12 protein-coding genes are annotated in these 15,355 nt (G+C 63.8%); 6 read left to right on the top strand and 6 right to left on the bottom strand.

Translation table 11 applies throughout. The annotated features are described in order from the left end of the window. The first annotated feature begins 98 nt into the window (after positions 1–98). The 5 genes from alr (at position 99) to ASE71_RS16720 (ending at position 5,925) form a co-directional block, all read left to right on the top strand. Positions 99–1,238 (top strand): alanine racemase, encoded by a 1,140-nt coding sequence (gene alr, locus ASE71_RS16740; protein ID WP_034803986.1) that lies wholly within the window; start codon positions 99–101, stop codon positions 1,236–1,238. Positions 1,239–1,387: 149 nt separating this feature from the next. Beyond that, on the top strand, positions 1,388–2,791 hold the full coding sequence (gene radA / locus ASE71_RS16735; protein ID WP_060522229.1) for a DNA repair protein RadA: 1,404 nt from the start codon (positions 1,388–1,390) through the stop codon (positions 2,789–2,791). 124 nt (positions 2,792–2,915) lie between these two features. Continuing rightward, positions 2,916–3,539 carry a CvpA family protein gene (locus ASE71_RS16730; protein ID WP_034803987.1) on the top strand — a complete coding sequence of 208 codons (624 nt, stop codon included), beginning with the start codon at positions 2,916–2,918 and terminating at the stop codon, positions 3,537–3,539. 145 nt (positions 3,540–3,684) lie between these two features. After that, positions 3,685–5,172 (top strand): amidophosphoribosyltransferase, encoded by a 1,488-nt coding sequence (purF, locus tag ASE71_RS16725; protein ID WP_060522118.1) that lies wholly within the window; start codon positions 3,685–3,687, stop codon positions 5,170–5,172. Positions 5,173–5,184: 12 nt separating this feature from the next. After that, the gene (locus tag ASE71_RS16720) at positions 5,185–5,925 is read left to right on the top strand and encodes an SDR family NAD(P)-dependent oxidoreductase (RefSeq protein WP_034803992.1); all 741 of its coding nucleotides are present in this window, start codon (positions 5,185–5,187) and stop codon (positions 5,923–5,925) included. Between the two features lie 108 nt (positions 5,926–6,033). Here the strand turns inward: ASE71_RS16720 and pssA are convergent, their stop codons facing one another. From pssA to ASE71_RS16700, 4 genes are all read right to left on the bottom strand, one after another. Continuing rightward, a complete protein-coding gene (pssA, locus tag ASE71_RS16715) occupies positions 6,034–6,909 on the bottom strand; it encodes a CDP-diacylglycerol--serine O-phosphatidyltransferase (RefSeq protein ID WP_051659665.1) in 876 nt (291 codons plus the stop codon). A 9-nt stretch (positions 6,910–6,918) separates the two neighbouring features. Further along, positions 6,919–7,617 (bottom strand): phosphatidylserine decarboxylase, encoded by a 699-nt coding sequence (locus ASE71_RS16710; protein ID WP_060522117.1) that lies wholly within the window; start codon positions 7,615–7,617, stop codon positions 6,919–6,921. A gap of 178 nt (positions 7,618–7,795) precedes the next feature. Next, on the bottom strand, positions 7,796–9,682 hold the full coding sequence (locus ASE71_RS16705) for an ABCB family ABC transporter ATP-binding protein/permease (protein WP_034804301.1): 1,887 nt from the start codon (positions 9,680–9,682) through the stop codon (positions 7,796–7,798). Positions 9,683–9,887: 205 nt separating this feature from the next. Continuing rightward, positions 9,888–11,651 carry a LysM peptidoglycan-binding domain-containing protein gene (locus ASE71_RS16700; protein WP_060522116.1) on the bottom strand — a complete coding sequence of 588 codons (1,764 nt, stop codon included), beginning with the start codon at positions 11,649–11,651 and terminating at the stop codon, positions 9,888–9,890. Positions 11,652–11,895: 244 nt separating this feature from the next. Here ASE71_RS16700 and ASE71_RS16695 point away from each other — a divergent pair, with 244 nt between their 5' ends. Continuing rightward, a complete protein-coding gene (locus ASE71_RS16695; protein WP_034804006.1) occupies positions 11,896–12,516 on the top strand; it encodes a TIGR00730 family Rossman fold protein in 621 nt (206 codons plus the stop codon). 67 nt (positions 12,517–12,583) lie between these two features. Here the strand turns inward: ASE71_RS16695 and rarD are convergent, their stop codons facing one another. Then, positions 12,584–13,516, bottom strand: coding sequence for an EamA family transporter RarD (rarD, locus tag ASE71_RS16690; RefSeq protein WP_034804008.1), 933 nt, complete (start codon positions 13,514–13,516; stop codon positions 12,584–12,586). A 215-nt stretch (positions 13,517–13,731) separates the two neighbouring features. Next, positions 13,732–15,348 (bottom strand): citramalate synthase, encoded by a 1,617-nt coding sequence (gene cimA / locus ASE71_RS16685; RefSeq protein ID WP_060522115.1) that lies wholly within the window; start codon positions 15,346–15,348, stop codon positions 13,732–13,734. Positions 15,349–15,355: the final 7 nt, after the last annotated feature.

Raw genomic sequence — 15,355 nt, 5'->3', positions numbered from 1 at the left:
TGCCTGGTCCATCCGCGAGGGCGCTGCGACAGGGGAATATTTGCGACGCTCTGCGCTTGGCTGTATTGATCCTGGATCATCCACGCAGAGTGCCCGGCATGCTTCCTCCAGACTTCCTTTCCGCTTCCAACCGGCTCACGATCGATCTTGGCGCGCTTGTCGACAACTGGCGGGCCATGAACAAGCGCTCCGGCAAGGCGCGTGCCGCAGCCGTCCTCAAGGCGGATGCCTATGGCATCGGCATCGCGCAGGCGGCCCCTGCCCTCTATGCGGCCGGCGCCCGCGATTTCTTTGTCGCCAATGCCGAGGAAGGCGCAGCACTCCGTCCGCTTGCACCGGACGGCCGGATCTACATTCTCGCCGGGATGTGGCCGGGCAACGAGGCGCTGTTCTTCGACAACGATCTGGTGCCGGTCATCAACTCGGACGAGCAGCTGGCGGTGTTCATGGCCGCCCTTTCCGAGCGTGGCGACCACCCTTGCGTGCTGCATGTGGATACCGGCATGAACCGGCTCGGCCTTACGGTCGAGCAGGCCGTTGCGCTTGCGACAGACCCGGCGCGGCCGGCAAGCTTTTCGCCGGTGCTGATCATGAGCCATCTCGTCAGCGCCGACGATCCGGACCATCGGCTGAATGGCCTTCAACTCCGTCGCTTCCATGAGGTGTCGACTGCCTATGAAGGGGTCGATGCGAGCCTTGCCAACTCCGGCGGCGTCTTCCTCGGGCCCGACTATCATTTCGACCTGACCCGGCCGGGCATCGCCGTCTATGGCGGCGAGGCGGTGAACGACATCCCCAACCCGATGAAGCCGGTGGTGACCGCCGAAGCACGGATCATCCAGGTGCGCGACGTGGCCGCCGGCGGCACAGCGAGCTATGGCGCCTCTGCCCGCTTCGACCGCGACAGTCGCATCGCCACGGTGGCTGTGGGATATGCCGATGGCTATCACCGTTCCGTCTCCGGCGGCGGCGTCACGCTCAGGCAGGCAACGCCATCAGGGGCCTTCGGTTTCCTGCACGGCCAGAAGGTCCCGCATGTCGGGCGCGTCACCATGGACCTCAGTCTCTTCGACGTCACGGACCTTCCTGAAAGCGCGGTACGACCGGGTGATTACATCGAGCTCTTCGGCCGGCACATCGCCATCGACGATGTCGCGCGCGCCGGAGGGACGATCGGTTACGAGATGCTGACCAGCCTAGGCCGCCGCTATATCAGGCACTATATCGACAGCGTCTGACGCGCTCCTTCAGCTCATTTTTCGGTCATTCTTGCAGAAATTCACCTTTTGTTCCGCACCTTGCGGCATTATGTGACGATACAGGTGATTCTTTGCCGCCGACGTCCCCTCGCGACGGCGGCGGTCTCACATTCCGAAAGTCGATGCCGATGGCGAAAGCGCGTACCCAATTCATCTGCCAGAACTGCGGCACGATCCACACTCGCTGGGTGGGAAAATGCGAAGGCTGCGGCGAGTGGAACACGATCATCGAGGACGACCCGACGGCGGGCATCGGCGGCGGTCCGTCGCGCGCGCCGAAGAAGGGACGCCCGGTGGCGCTCACCACCCTCTCGGGCGAGATCGAAGACGCGCCACGCATCCAGACAGGCATCTCGGAACTCGACCGGGTGACCGGAGGCGGCTTCGTGCGCGGATCGGCGCTGCTCGTCGGCGGCGATCCCGGTATCGGCAAGTCGACGGTGCTGATGCAGGCAGCGGCAGCGCTCTCGCGCCGCAAGCATCGCGTCATCTATGTCTCGGGCGAAGAGGCTGTGGCGCAGGTGCGTCTTCGCGCCCAGCGGCTGGGGGCTGCCGACAGCGATGTGCTGCTCGCTGCTGAGACCAACGTCGAGGACATTCTGGCGACGCTGTCGGAAGGCAAGCGCCCGGATCTCGTGATCATCGATTCGATCCAGACGCTCTGGAGCGACATCGTCGATTCCGCGCCGGGCACGGTGGCCCAGGTTCGCACCGGCGTGCAGGCGATGATCCGCTTTGCCAAGCAGACGGGAACCGCCGTCGTGCTCGTCGGCCATGTGACCAAGGAGGGCCAGATCGCCGGTCCGCGCGTCGTCGAGCATATGGTCGACGCCGTGCTCTATTTCGAAGGCGACCGCGGCCATCACTATCGTATCCTGCGCACCGTCAAGAACCGCTTCGGCCCGACGGACGAGATCGGCGTGTTCGAAATGTCGGACAAGGGCCTGCGCGAGGTCGCCAACCCGTCGGAACTGTTTCTCGGCGAACGCAACGAGAAATCGCCGGGCGCCGCCGTCTTTGCCGGCATGGAAGGCACCCGCCCGGTTCTCGTCGAAGTGCAGGCGCTGGTCGCCCCGACCTCGCTCGGCACGCCGAGACGCGCCATCGTCGGCTGGGATTCCGCACGGCTCTCGATGATCCTTGCCGTGCTGGAAGCCCATTGCGGCGTGCGGCTCGGCCAGCACGACGTCTATCTCAACATCGCCGGTGGCTACCGCATTTCCGAGCCGGCGGCCGATCTAGCTGTGGCTTCCGCACTGGTTTCATCGCTTGCCGGGCTTGCCCTTCCGGCGGATTGCGTCTATTTCGGCGAAGTCAGCTTGTCGGGTGCCATCCGGCCGGTTGCGCATACCGCACAACGCCTTAAGGAAGCCGAGAAGCTCGGGTTCTCCCAGGCGGTCCTGCCGTCCGCTTCGACCGAACTGCCGAAAAACGGCAATGGCCGCTGGAGCGAGATGGAAAGCCTGCCCGATCTGGTGGCGCGCATCGCGGGGTCGCGAAACGCGCTGAGACCGGTGGAGGACGAAGACTGAAAGATGCGGATGCCGCAGGCCGCCCTTTAAGGGCCGCAAACAGGCTGCAAATGCCCTGAACTCAGGGCCGATGGCGGATAGGCTTGAGGAGACCCGGACGAACCGGGTCCGGAGTAAGGACAAAATGCCCATTACAATTCTCGACGGTATCGTTCTCGGCGTCGCCCTGTTTTCCGCAATCCTGGCCATGGTTCGAGGCTTCTCGCGCGAGGTGCTTTCGGTCGCGAGCTGGGTGGGTGCGGCGGCTGCCGCCTACTTCCTCTACCCGCATCTCCTGCCCTATGCGAAGCAGTATACCAACAGCGACACGGTCGCGATGATCGGATCGGCGGCGGTGATCTTCCTGATCGCGCTGATCATCATCTCCTTCATCACCATGCGGATCGCCGATTTCATCATCGACAGCCGCATCGGCGCGCTCGACCGCACGCTCGGCTTCCTGTTCGGCGCTGCGCGCGGCATCCTTTTGGTCGTCGTCGCCATGCTGTTCTTCAACTGGCTCGTCGCTCCGCAGCAGCAGCCGACCTGGGTCACCCAGGCCAAGTCGAAGCCGCTGCTCGACAATCTCGGCAACAAGCTGATCGCGCTTTTGCCCGAAGAAGCCGACGCCACCATTCTCGATCGCCTGCGCGGCAAGGACACAACCGGCGAAGGCGAAGGCGAAGCGCCGGCAACGACGCCCGGCCAGGCACCTGCGACGACGCCGGACCAGGCGCCTGCCGACGACGCCCCGGCCACCAACGGCTGAGACAGGAACGATTTGCCGACAAAGCCCGCCCCGCGGGCTTTGTCCTTTTGGGGAATAACGCTTGCAGCCGTTTTCAGCTAAGATTGCTTGAAGACGGCGGGCCTGATCACGATATGCGCACCGGTACGGAGCAAAGGCGACTGTGATGACCGATAGATCCATCGAAATCCACGATGAACTCGAAGGCGACGAGCTGCACGAAGAGTGCGGCGTCTTCGGCATACTGGGGCACTCGGACGCGGCGGCGCTGACGGCGCTGGGCCTGCATGCGCTCCAGCATCGCGGCCAGGAAGCAGCCGGCATCGTCACCTTCGACGGCAAGCAGTTCTGCACCGAGAAGCGCATGGGCCTCGTCGGCGACCACTACACGGATCCGGCGACGCTGGCGAAACTGCCGGGCTTCATGTCGATCGGCCACACCCGCTACTCGACGACGGGCGAAGTGGCGCTGCGCAACGTGCAGCCGCTCTTTGCCGAACTCGAAGTCGGTGGCATTGCGGTCGCCCATAACGGTAACTTCACCAACGGCCTCACGCTTCGCCGGCAGCTGATCGCCGACGGCGCCATCTGTCAGTCGACCTCGGATACCGAAGTCGTGCTGCACCTGATTGCCCGCTCGAAGCAGTCCTCCTCTTCCGACCGCTTCATCGATGCCATCCGCCAGATGGAAGGCGGCTATTCGATGCTGGCGATGACGCGCACGAAGCTGATCGCCGCACGTGATCCGATCGGCATCCGTCCGCTCGTGATGGGCGAACTCGACGGCAAACCGATCTTCTGCTCCGAGACCTGCGCACTCGACATCATCGGCGCGACCTATGTCCGCGACGTCGAGAACGGCGAAGTCATCATCTGCGAGATCCAGCCCGACGGTTCGATCACCATCGACGCGCGCAAGCCGGAGGTTTCGCAGCCCGAGCGTCTTTGCCTGTTCGAATATGTCTACTTCGCCCGGCCGGACTCGGTCGTCGGCGGCCGCAGCATCTATGTGTCGCGCAAGAACATGGGCATCAACCTCGCCAAGGAAGCGCCGGTCGAGGCCGACGTCGTGGTTCCCGTGCCGGACGGCGGCACGCCGGCCGCCCTCGGCTATGCCCAGCAGAGTGGCATCCCCTTCGAATACGGTATCATCCGCAACCATTATGTCGGCCGCACCTTCATCGAGCCGACGCAGCAGATCCGCGCCTTCGGCGTCAAGCTCAAGCATTCCGCCAATCGCGCGATGATCGAGGGCAAACGCATCATCCTCGTCGACGATTCGATCGTGCGCGGCACGACATCGGTAAAGATCGTGCAGATGATGCGCGAGGCCGGTGCGCGCGAGGTGCATGTGCGCGTCGCGAGCCCGATGATCTTCCATCCGGACTTCTACGGCATCGACACGCCGGATCGTGACAAGCTGCTCGCCAACCAGCATGCGGACCTCGCCTCCATGTGCCGCTACATCGGCGCGGACTCGCTCGAGTTCCTGTCGATCGACGGTCTTTATGAGGCGGTCGGCGGCGAAAAGCGCGATCCGAAGTCGCCGCAGTTCACCGACCACTATTTCACCGGGGACTATCCGACCCGCCTTCTCGACCAGGAAGGCGCCAGCAATGTCCGCAAACTCTCGGTTCTCGCCAGCAACGGATAATCAGACAGAAAAATGACGATCGATCTCAAAGGCCGGGTGGCCGTGGTCACCGGCGCATCGCGCGGTATCGGCTATTTCACCGCTCTCGAACTGGCCAAGGCCGGAGCCCATGTGGTTGCCTGCGCCCGCACCGTCGGCGGTCTCGAAGAACTCGACGACGCGATCAAGGCGGCGGGCGGCTCGGCGACGCTGGTGCCCTTCGACCTTGCCGACATGCCGGCGATCGACAAGCTCGGTGGCGCGATCAACGAACGCTGGGGTAAGCTCGACATCCTCGTTGCCAATGCCGGCGTGCTTGGCACGATCTCGCCGATCGGGCATGTCGAGGCGAAGGTGTTCGACAAAGTGATGAACATCAACGTCAACGCCACCTGGCGGCTGATCCGTTCGCTCGAGCCGCTGCTGATCAAGTCGGATGCCGGCCGTGCGCTGATCCTGTCGTCGAGCGCTGCACACAAGTGCAAGCCCTTCTGGGGGCCCTACTCCGCTTCGAAGGCTGCCGTCGAGGCTCTGGCCCGTACCTGGGCCGGCGAGACGCAGCGCCTGCCGCTGCGCATCCTCTCGGTCGACCCCGGCGCCACCCGTACCGCGATGCGCGCTCAGGCGATGCCGGGCGAGGATCCGGAAACCGTGCCGCATCCTTCGGAAGTCGCAGCCAAGCTGCTGCCGCTGGTTGGCCCCAACCAGACCGAGACCGGCAAGCTCTACATCGTGCGCGAAGACAAGATTGTCGACTACCGGCTGCCGGAATAAGCTTCGTCACACCGCTCAAATGAGAAAGGCCACCGTGTCGTCACGGTGGCCTTTTTATTTTGGGCATTGCCGGTCGGAAAGCCGATTCACGCCGCTCGCGGACTTGCGTTAGTCCTTGTCGCCCGGCAGGCCGTCGCCGCCGGTCGAAGGATGGGCCGGCCAGTCGCCGCCATATTTGCGCTGCCAGGATCGCGCGCCGAAGGGCAGCGTGATCAGGTAGCCAAGCGCCGTCACCGCCATCGTTTCCCATGTGTAGGTCATCAGCGTCGCGACGTAGAAGACGACGCCGAGGATCGCCGGCAGAACGAGGTCGCGGCGCACGCGGCTGTTTTCCGACTTGCCGGACCAGACAGGCAGACGGCTGACGAGCAGGAAGGCGATCAGCACCGTGTAGGCGGATGCGATGAGCGCGAAGGTGCGTTCTGGCGCCAGGCCCAGGAGGCCGAGATAGACCGGCAACAGCACCAGCATGGCGCCCGCGGGCGCCGGCACGCCGACGAAATATTCCGACTGCCAGGACGCCTTGACCTGGCGCTCCGCCATCACGTTGAAGCGGGCGAGCCTCAGGCCCATCGCGATCGCGTAGATCAGTGCCGCGATCCAGCCGATCGAACGCGCCTGGTCGAGGATGAAGACATAGAGCACGAGGGCCGGCGCGACACCGAAGTTGATGATATCGGCGAGCGAATCCATCTGGCCGCCAAAGTTCGACGTCGCCTTCAGGGCGCGCGCGACACGGCCGTCGATGCCGTCGAGAAAGGCGGCGAGCAACACCATGGCAACGGCAAGCTCGATGCGGTTTTCAAAGGCGAGCCGGATACCCGAGAGGCCGGCGCAGATCGCGAGCACGGTGATCAGATTGGGGATCATCAACCGCAGCGGGATTTCGCGCAGCCGTGGGCCGCGCGCGGTATCGCTCGAGCCGCTGGCGTCCTCGGACGCCTGCCGCGTGTCGATCGGTTTTTCCTGTTCAGAGCCTTCCATAGACACTCCTTATGCGCGGCGGCTGATGACCGGGCCCTTGACCGAGCCAAACTCGGCGAGCACGGTTTCGCCCGCAACGGCAGTCTGCCCGACGCTGACGCGCGGCTCGGAGCCGGCCGGCAGGAACACGTCGAGACGCGAGCCGAAGCGGATCAGGCCGAAGCGTTCACCGGCCTCCAGCGAGCCGTTCTCATACTTCCAGCACAGGATGCGGCGGGCAACGAGACCGGCGATCTGAACGACGCCGATGGCGCCGTGTTTTGTATCGATCACCAGACCGTTGCGCTCGTTCTCCTGGCTCGCCTTGTCGAGCTCGGCATTGACGAACTTGCCGGCGCGATAGGCGACGCGGGTGATGGTACCGGCCATCGGCGCGCGGTTCACGTGGCAGTTGAACACATTCATGAAAACGGAGATGCGCAGCATCGGTTCCGAACCGAGGTTCAGTTCTTCCGGTGGCAGGACCGTCGCGATCGACGACACGCGACCGTCGGCCGGGCTGATCACCAGATCGTCGTCGAGCGGCGTCATGCGCTCGGGGTCGCGGAAGAAGTAAGCGCACCACGCGGTCAGCACGAAGCCGATCCACATCAACGGCTCCCACAGGAAGCCAAGCACCAGCGACACGACGAAGAAGATCGCAACAAAGCGGTAGCCTTCCTTGTGCACCGGGACGAGCGTGTTGCGGATCGTATTGACCAGGCTCATGAACTCTACTCCAGATTTTCCGTGGAACGTGATCGTTTTCTATAAGTTAGCGCGGGATGCGGACGGAAAACCGCAAACGCTTTTCCTGCCCCCGCTCTAGCGCGAAATGTCCCGGCGGGCAACGCTGCCCGCCCGGTAGCGACAAAACGCGTCGCGCTCAGCAAAGAAAAAGACACCATCAAACCGCCGGCTCGCCGCGGGTGACGATGCCGAGATCGTCGCTCTCGCGCACGCGCTTCAGTTGCTCTTCGGCCTGCGTCGCTTCGCGCTGGCGGCTCCACATCGAGGCATAGAGGCCGTCGCGATCGATCAGCTCGCCATGGGTGCCGCGCTCGGCGATGACGCCATCCTTCAGCACGATGATCTCGTCGGCATTGATGACGGTCGAGAGCCGGTGCGCGATGACAAGCGTCGTGCGGTTTCGCGAAACGACGTCGAGTGCCGACTGAATCTCCTGCTCCGTGCGCGTGTCCAGTGCCGAGGTCGCCTCGTCGAGGATCAGGATCGGCGGCGCCTTGAGAATGGTGCGGGCGATCGCAACGCGCTGCTTCTCGCCGCCCGAAAGCTTTAGGCCCCGTTCGCCGACCATGGCCTGGAAGCCCTCCGGCAGGGTGCGGATGAACTCGGCGATCTGCGCGGCTTCGGCCGCCGCCTCGACTTCGGCTTCGCTCGCCGAAACGCGGCCATAGCGGATGTTGTAGGCGATGGTGTCGTTGAAGAGCACCGTGTCCTGCGGCACCATTCCTATCACCGAGCGCAGGCTCTTCTGCGTCACTGTGCGCACGTCCTGGCCATCGATGGTGATCGCCCCTTCCTGCACGTCGTAGAAGCGATAGAGCAGCCGCGAGAGCGTAGACTTGCCGGCACCGGAGGGGCCAACGACGGCGACCGTCTTGCCGGCGGGCACTTCGAAAGTGATGCCCTTCAGGATCGGACGCGCCGCGTCATAGGCGAAATGCACATCCTTGAAGGCGATGGCGCCCTTGCCGATGACAAGTTCGCTCGCATTCGGGCGATCCACCACTTCGGCGCGCACGTCGAGCAGGTCGAACATATGCTCGATGTCGGTGAGCCCCTGACGGATTTCGCGGTAGACGAAGCCGATGAAGTTGAGCGGGATCGCAAGCTGGATCAGCATGGCGTTGATGAAGACGAAGTCACCCAGCGTCTGCTCGCCACGCTGCACGGCAAGCGCTGACATGATCATCATCACGGCCGTACCGGCGCCGAAGATCAACGCCTGGCCGAAGTTGAGCCAGCCGAGCGACGTCCAGACCTGGGTCGCCGCCGCCTCGTAGCGTTCCATCGACTTGTCGAAGCGACGGGCTTCCATCTCCTCGTTGCCGAAATACTTGACCGTCTCGAAGTTCAGCAGCGAGTCGATCGCCTTGGTGTTGGCGTCGGTGTCGCTGTCGTTCATCGAACGGCGGATGGCGATGCGCCAGTCGCTCGCGCGCACGGTGAACCAGATGTAGAGCCAGACGGTGACGGCGGTGACGAGGAGATAGCTGAAGCCGTAGCCCCACCAGAAGATCACTGCCGTCAGCAGGAATTCGATCAGGGTCGGAACGCTGTTGAGGATGGTGAATCGGACGATCGTTTCGATGCCCTTGGTGCCGCGCTCGATGACGCGAGAAAGCCCACCGGTGCGCCGCTCCAGATGGAAGCGCAGCGACAGCTGGTGCATGTGCACAAAGGTCTTGTAGGCCAGTTGCCGGACCGCGTGCTGACCGACGCTTGCAAACAGCGCATCGCGCAGTTGGTTCAAGCCGGCCTGCAAAAGACGCGCGAGGTTGTAGGCAAGCACCAGCATGACCGCGCCGGTCATGAACACGGGCAAAAAGCCCAGGACATCCGGCTTGCCGTTCAGCGCATCGGTTGCCCATTTGAAGGAATAGGGAACGAGGATCAGGACGACCTTGGCGATGATCAGAATGACCGTCGCCCAGATCACCCGAAGCTTGAGATCGGCCCTGTCCGATGGCCACATGTAGGGCCAGAGATTGGCGATCGTATGCAAGGGATTGCTGGTATCGGCCGAAACGGTTTTCTTCTGGGGTGCCACGTTCTGATCCGCTCTTACGTTTGCGCGCTTGGAGGCAGATTGTTGCGCATCCAAGCTCTGCGCCGAGCCTTCCCTGTAAACGAAGACCTGCGGCGCCGTCATCACCGTTCAATGAAAAGCGGCGCCCTGTCGAAGGCGCCGCCCTTGGTCTGGAGATAAGCATCCGTCGCAGCCGCCGCAATGTCGGCGGCCGCCGATCGGCTGCTTATTGCTCTTGTTTCATGTGCTTCTTGTGAATTTCCCGCGATTCGTCGTCCGGCAACGCCTTGTCCGGCACGCCGAAGACCTGACCCGGGCGAATGCGGTCCGGATCCTCGATCTGGTCCTGGTTGGCGAGATAGATCGTGGTGTAGCGCAGGCCTGCGCCGTAGACGCGACGCGAGATCTGCCACAGCGTATCGCCGCGACGGATGATCACCGAACTCTTGCTCTCCTTGAGCGGAGCCTGCTCGAGCGTCTGGGGCTGGTCGGGCGAGGCTGCAACGGCCGCGGTTTCGGTCGCCGGCTGCGCCGGTGCAGCGTCGTTTACAACCGCGCTTCCGGCACCCAATGCCTTTGCCAGTTCGCCCGGAGCCGGGGCATTGTCCTTCGGCTGGGCCTTCTCGGGCGACGCCGGCGTGGCGCTGCCCTGCTCGGCAAGGACCGCACCAACCGTTTCATCAACCTTGGCAAGTGCCGTCGCCACGCTCGATGCGTCCTGAGGTGCAGCCTTCAGCGCCGCGAGCGCACTTGCGGAGGCCTTTGCGGCCCGCGTCGCGGAAGCGACGAGCGTCTGGTCGGAACTGTCGGCGAGGCGGAAATCGGCAAGCGACTTCAACGCGATCTCGGTCGCCGAACGGGCGGCGGCCAGTTGCTCGCCGTTCGGCACCTTGCCATTGGCATAGAGACCCTTCAGCAGCGCGAGCGCCTTTCCAGCTTCCGCACGCAGGCCATCGAGACCCGCGGTTGCGGACGGCGTGCCCGAAGGTGCCACGGCCGCGACCTGCGATCCGGCGGGCCGGTCGAAGGGAACCGAAGCGCGCATCACGACCTTGGTGCCATCCTCGTTCAGCATGTCGGCCCGAATGATGTGGCTGCCCACCGTCAACTCGATCTGGCCGTCGACGACGAAGTGGCCCTTGTCGTCGGCTTTCATTTCGCCGACGAGCCTGTCGTCGGCATAGACGCGGACCAAGGCGCCTGCCTTGGCGCTGCCGGCAACGAACATCTTGCTGCCTTCGATCTCGACAGCGCTCACCTGCAGGCCCGGCACGCCAGAAAGCTTGGCCGGCGCAGTAGCGGTATCGACCGCCTGCGGCGTTGCGGAAGCAACCTCGGCCGGCTTGGCGTACACAGCCGCTGTCCCCTCCACCGTACCCGGCGTCGTGATCAGCCGGCTCGCCATGCCGGGCTTCGAGACCATGGCAAGCAGTTGACCGGACGGATCCTTGGGAACAGAAACGGTCGCGACCTCCTCGGAGCTCTTCACCGCACCGTTTTCGCCGGTGCTGCGCAGCGTGAGCTGATGGTCACCCGCCGGAAGCGGATCGTCGAAGACCGCGGCAAAGTCGCCGGTCGCGCCGACATCAGCGGTGCCGACCACCGTATCGCCGCTCAGGATCTCAAGCTTCGAATTCGGCTGGGCATGGCCGGCGATCACCGTCGAGCCATCGGGCTCCACGCGCAACACATCGAAACCGGGAATGGCGGGATCGGTTGCAGGCGCATTGGCGGCAGTCGCCGCGTCGGCCTTCGACTGTTCCTGCTGCGGCGCAGCATCCGTCTTCGCTGTCTCGGCAGAGGCGCCAGCCGCCTGCGGGCCACCGGTCGCAGGCGTCGCCTCGGTCGACTGTGTCGCGGTGCCTGCCGCCTGCTCCGCCGCCGGCTTCTGGCCGTCGTCGCGCAAGTTCGGTTGAATTACGAATACCATCAACGCTGTTGCTGCCACGAGGACAGAAATGGCCACCCAGCCGGCCTTATTTTTGATCATGCCACTCTCCACACGGAGCGGAGCAACGCTCCGCGCATGCCCTCTCATCGGCCTGCGGTGCGGGCTTGCGCCGTCATTATAGCGCAACAGCAAGCAACTCGTCCGATTTCTTCAATCAATCACTGAAATTGCTAGCGATTCGCGATTCGGCATACAAGCAGCCGAAGGCACGGCAACCCACAGAAAGCCGGGTTTCCCCTCATTTTTCTTGACCCATGCTGCGCTGCAATGTTTTTTGGGGGGCATGAGCACCGAGAACAGCACGATTCGATCCATCTGCGTCTATTGCGGGTCACAGCCGGGACGCGACAATGCCTACATGGAGGCCGGCCGCGCGCTCGGCCGCTCCATCGCCGATCACGGGCTGCGCCTGGTCTATGGCGGCGGCACACGCGGCATCATGGGAGCGGTCGCCAGCGGCGTGCTTTCCAACGGCGGCGAAGTCACCGGGATCATCCCTGAATTCCTGATGGACAAGGAAGCGACCCGCCATTCGCTCGGCCAACTGAACGAACTGATCGTCACGGCCGACATGCACGAGCGCAAGCACACGATGTTCGAACGCGCCGACGCCTTCGTGGCTCTGCCGGGCGGCATCGGCACGCTTGAAGAGATCGTCGAGATCATGACCTGGGCGCAGCTCGGCCGTCACCGCAAGCCGATGGTCTTCGGCAACATCAACAATTTCTGGAGGCCGATGATGGACCTCCTGCAGCACATGCGCGAAGAGGGCTTCGTCCACACGGCGCATCTGGTGCAGCCGCTCGTCGTCAACGATGCCGCCGACATCGTGCCGACCATCCTGGCGGCCGCCAACGGCGGCAACGGCCGCGACGGCGAAGCCGAGATCATCTCCAAGCTTTGAGAAACCTGTTCAGCCAACAAAAAAGGCGCGCCCCCGGCGCGCCTTTTTTGTTTCTATCGAACCGACCTTATTCGGCGGGGCTTGCCTGCAGGGCGCGGCGCGCCCTGCTTTCAGCCAGCATCGCGCCGGTATAGATCACCAGCGCCGCCCAGATCAGGCCGAAGGCGATGAGCTTTGCCGTACCGAAGGGCTCATGGAAGACGAAGACGGCGATCACGAAAATCATCGTCGGCGCGATGTACTGCATGATGCCGATGGTCGAGAGGCGCAGGAGCTTGGCGCCATTGGCATAGATCATCAGCGGCACGGCCGTGACGATGCCGCAGGACAACAGCCACAGGACGTCGGCCATGCCGGTGTCACCGAAATGGCCCTGCCCCGTCGTCTCCAGCCAAATGATGTAGCCGATGGCCGGAACGCTCAGCAGCAGGACTTCCAGGAAGAAGCCCTGGTTGGGGCCAACCGGCAGGGTCTTGCGGAAGAAGGCGTAGAAACCCCAGGACAGGCAGAGGCCGATCGACACCCACGGCAGACCGCCGGCATCAAAGGCGAGCACGGCAACGGCGGAGGCAGCGAGCGCGATTGCGACCATCTGCGCCGGGTTCGGCCTCTCCTTCAAAAGCACGGCGCCGAGGAAGATCGAGAAGAGCGGATTGATGTAGTAGCCGAGCGCGGTTTCGATGGCGCGGCCCGCCCCGATTGCCCAGACATAGATGCCCCAGTTGATGGTGATGAGCACGGCGGTCAGTGCGGCCATGCACAGCATGCGCGGCGAGCGCAGTGCCGTCTTGATATCGTCGGTGCGCCCGAGCCAGAGCAGCACGAGACCCGCGAGCGGCACCGACCACACGATCCGGTGCGCCACCACTTCCGGCGCCGGGATATGGGCGACAGCCTTCATGAAGAACGGCAGGAAGCCCCAAAGCAGATAGGCGGTCAGCGCGAAGGCAAAGCCTTGTGCGGAATCGGTATTTTCGGCGGGTGCTTTCGGCTCGGCCATATCATCTTTTCCTGGTGTTTTGCCGGAGAGCCCTGGCGGCAATGGCCGCTCACCGGTCAGAAGGGAGGGCACAGCCAGTCGGCCGGCACGATCTCCCATTGGTGCGTCCTACCCCAATGGCCGGTGATGCACCAATTCATTTCCGTGAAGGGAGAATGAGTTTTGCTCACCCTCCCCCGGCCAGTTCATCAGCGTTACCAGGCCGATCGCCGCAATTACTCGGCGGCGATCAGCCCGACGTGGTCGCGGTTCTTGAGCAGCTTGAAGACGATACTGTCCATCAGCGCCTGGAAAGACGCATCGATGATGTTGTCGGAGACCCCCACGGTCCACCAGCGTGCGCCCGTGCCATCGGTCGATTCGATCAGAACGCGGGTGATCGCCTCGGTCCCGCCATTGAGGATACGGACCTTGTAGTCCGCGAGCTCCAGGTCTTCGATTTCCGACTGGTATTTGCCGAGATCCTTGCGCAGCGCCAGGTCGAGCGCGTTGACCGGGCCGTGTCCTTCGGCGACCGACATCATCGTCTCGCCGTCGACGACCACCTTCACCACCGCTTCCGACACCGTCTTCAGATGGCCGTTGGCGTCGAAGCGGCGCTCGACCATCACCCGGAAGCTTTCCACGTGGAAGAAATCCGGCACCGTGCCGAGAATGCGGCTGGCGAGCAGCGCGAAGCTCGCATCCGCCCCTTCATAGGCATAGCCGGTCGCTTCGCGTTCCTTGACGATGGCGATCAGCTTGTCGAGCTTCGGGTCGTCCTTGCTGACGACGATGCCGCGGCGCTTCAGCGCGTTGATGAAATTGGCCTTGCCGCCCTGGTCGGACACCATGACCTTGCGCAGGTTGCCGATGCTTTCCGGCGCCACGTGCTCATAGGTGCGCGGATCCTTGAGCAATGCCGAAGCGTGGATGCCGGCCTTGGTTGCAAAGGCCGACGCGCCCACGTAAGGCGCCTGCTGATCTGGCGAGCGGTTCAACAGCTCGTCGAAGGAATGAGCGAGCTTCGTCAGCTCCAGCAAGCGGTCGGCATCGATCGCCGTTTCGAAGCGGCTGGAATAGGTCTCTTTCAAAGCAAGCGTCGGGATCAGCGTGACGAGATTGGCGTTTCCGCAGCGTTCGCCAATGCCGTTCAGCGTGCCCTGGATCTGGCGTACGCCGGCCTCGACCGCCGCAAGCGAATTGGCGACCGCCTGGCCGGTATCGTTATGGGCATGGATGCCGAGATTGGCGCCGGGTACGCCGGCAGCGATCACGGCCGCAACGATCTCGCGCACCTCCGGAGGCTGCGTGCCGCCATTGGTGTCGCAGAGCACCACCCAGCGCGCGCCGGCGTCAAAGGCCGTCTTCGCGCAGGCGAGCGCATAGGCGGGGTTGGCCTTGTAGCCATCGAAAAAATGCTCGCAATCGACCATCGCCTCGCGACCGGAGGCGACCACCGCCTCGACCGAGGCCCGGATGTTGTCGAGGTTTTCCTCGTTGGTGCAGCCGAGCGCCACTTCGACGTGATAGTCCCAGCTCTTGGCGACAAGACAGATGGCGTCGCTCTTGGCCGCGAGCAGCGCCGCGAGGCCCGGATCGTTCGACGCGGAAACCCCGGCGCGCTTGGTCATGCCGAAGGCGACGAAGGAGGCCTTCTGGGTACGCTTGCGCCCGAAGAACTCCGTGTCGGTCGGGTTCGCGCCGGGATAGCCGCCTTCGATATAGTCCATGCCGAACTGATCGAGCAGGCCGGCAATCGCAATCTTGTCCTCGACGGAAAAGTCGATGCCGGGCGTCTGTTGCCCGTCTCTCAGCGTCGTGTCGAAGAGGTAGATGCGTTCCCTGGTCATGGTTCTC

It is taken from the genome of Ensifer sp. Root954, from assembly GCF_001429005.1.
In the GTDB taxonomy this organism is placed as follows: domain Bacteria; phylum Pseudomonadota; class Alphaproteobacteria; order Rhizobiales; family Rhizobiaceae; genus Ensifer; species Ensifer adhaerens.
This window is presented reverse-complemented; position numbering and strand designations above follow the sequence as displayed.

Excerpts from the sequence above, each read along its gene's own strand:
- ASE71_RS16720 (WP_034803992.1), top strand. The coding sequence starts at position 5,185 with ATGACGATCGATCTCAAAGGCCGGGTGGCCGTGGTCACCGGCGCATCG.
- radA (WP_060522229.1), top strand. The coding sequence starts at position 1,388 with ATGGCGAAAGCGCGTACCCAATTCATCTGCCAGAACTGCGGCACGATC.
- ASE71_RS16710 (WP_060522117.1), bottom strand. The coding sequence starts at position 7,617 with ATGAGCCTGGTCAATACGATCCGCAACACGCTCGTCCCGGTGCACAAG.
- pssA (WP_051659665.1), bottom strand. The coding sequence starts at position 6,909 with ATGGAAGGCTCTGAACAGGAAAAACCGATCGACACGCGGCAGGCGTCC.
- alr (WP_034803986.1), top strand. The coding sequence starts at position 99 with ATGCTTCCTCCAGACTTCCTTTCCGCTTCCAACCGGCTCACGATCGAT.
- ASE71_RS16700 (WP_060522116.1), bottom strand. The coding sequence starts at position 11,651 with ATGATCAAAAATAAGGCCGGCTGGGTGGCCATTTCTGTCCTCGTGGCA.
- cimA (WP_060522115.1), bottom strand. The coding sequence starts at position 15,348 with ATGACCAGGGAACGCATCTACCTCTTCGACACGACGCTGAGAGACGGG.
- ASE71_RS16695 (WP_034804006.1), top strand. The coding sequence starts at position 11,896 with ATGAGCACCGAGAACAGCACGATTCGATCCATCTGCGTCTATTGCGGG.
- ASE71_RS16730 (WP_034803987.1), top strand. The coding sequence starts at position 2,916 with ATGCCCATTACAATTCTCGACGGTATCGTTCTCGGCGTCGCCCTGTTT.
- rarD (WP_034804008.1), bottom strand. The coding sequence starts at position 13,516 with ATGGCCGAGCCGAAAGCACCCGCCGAAAATACCGATTCCGCACAAGGC.
- purF (WP_060522118.1), top strand. The coding sequence starts at position 3,685 with ATGACCGATAGATCCATCGAAATCCACGATGAACTCGAAGGCGACGAG.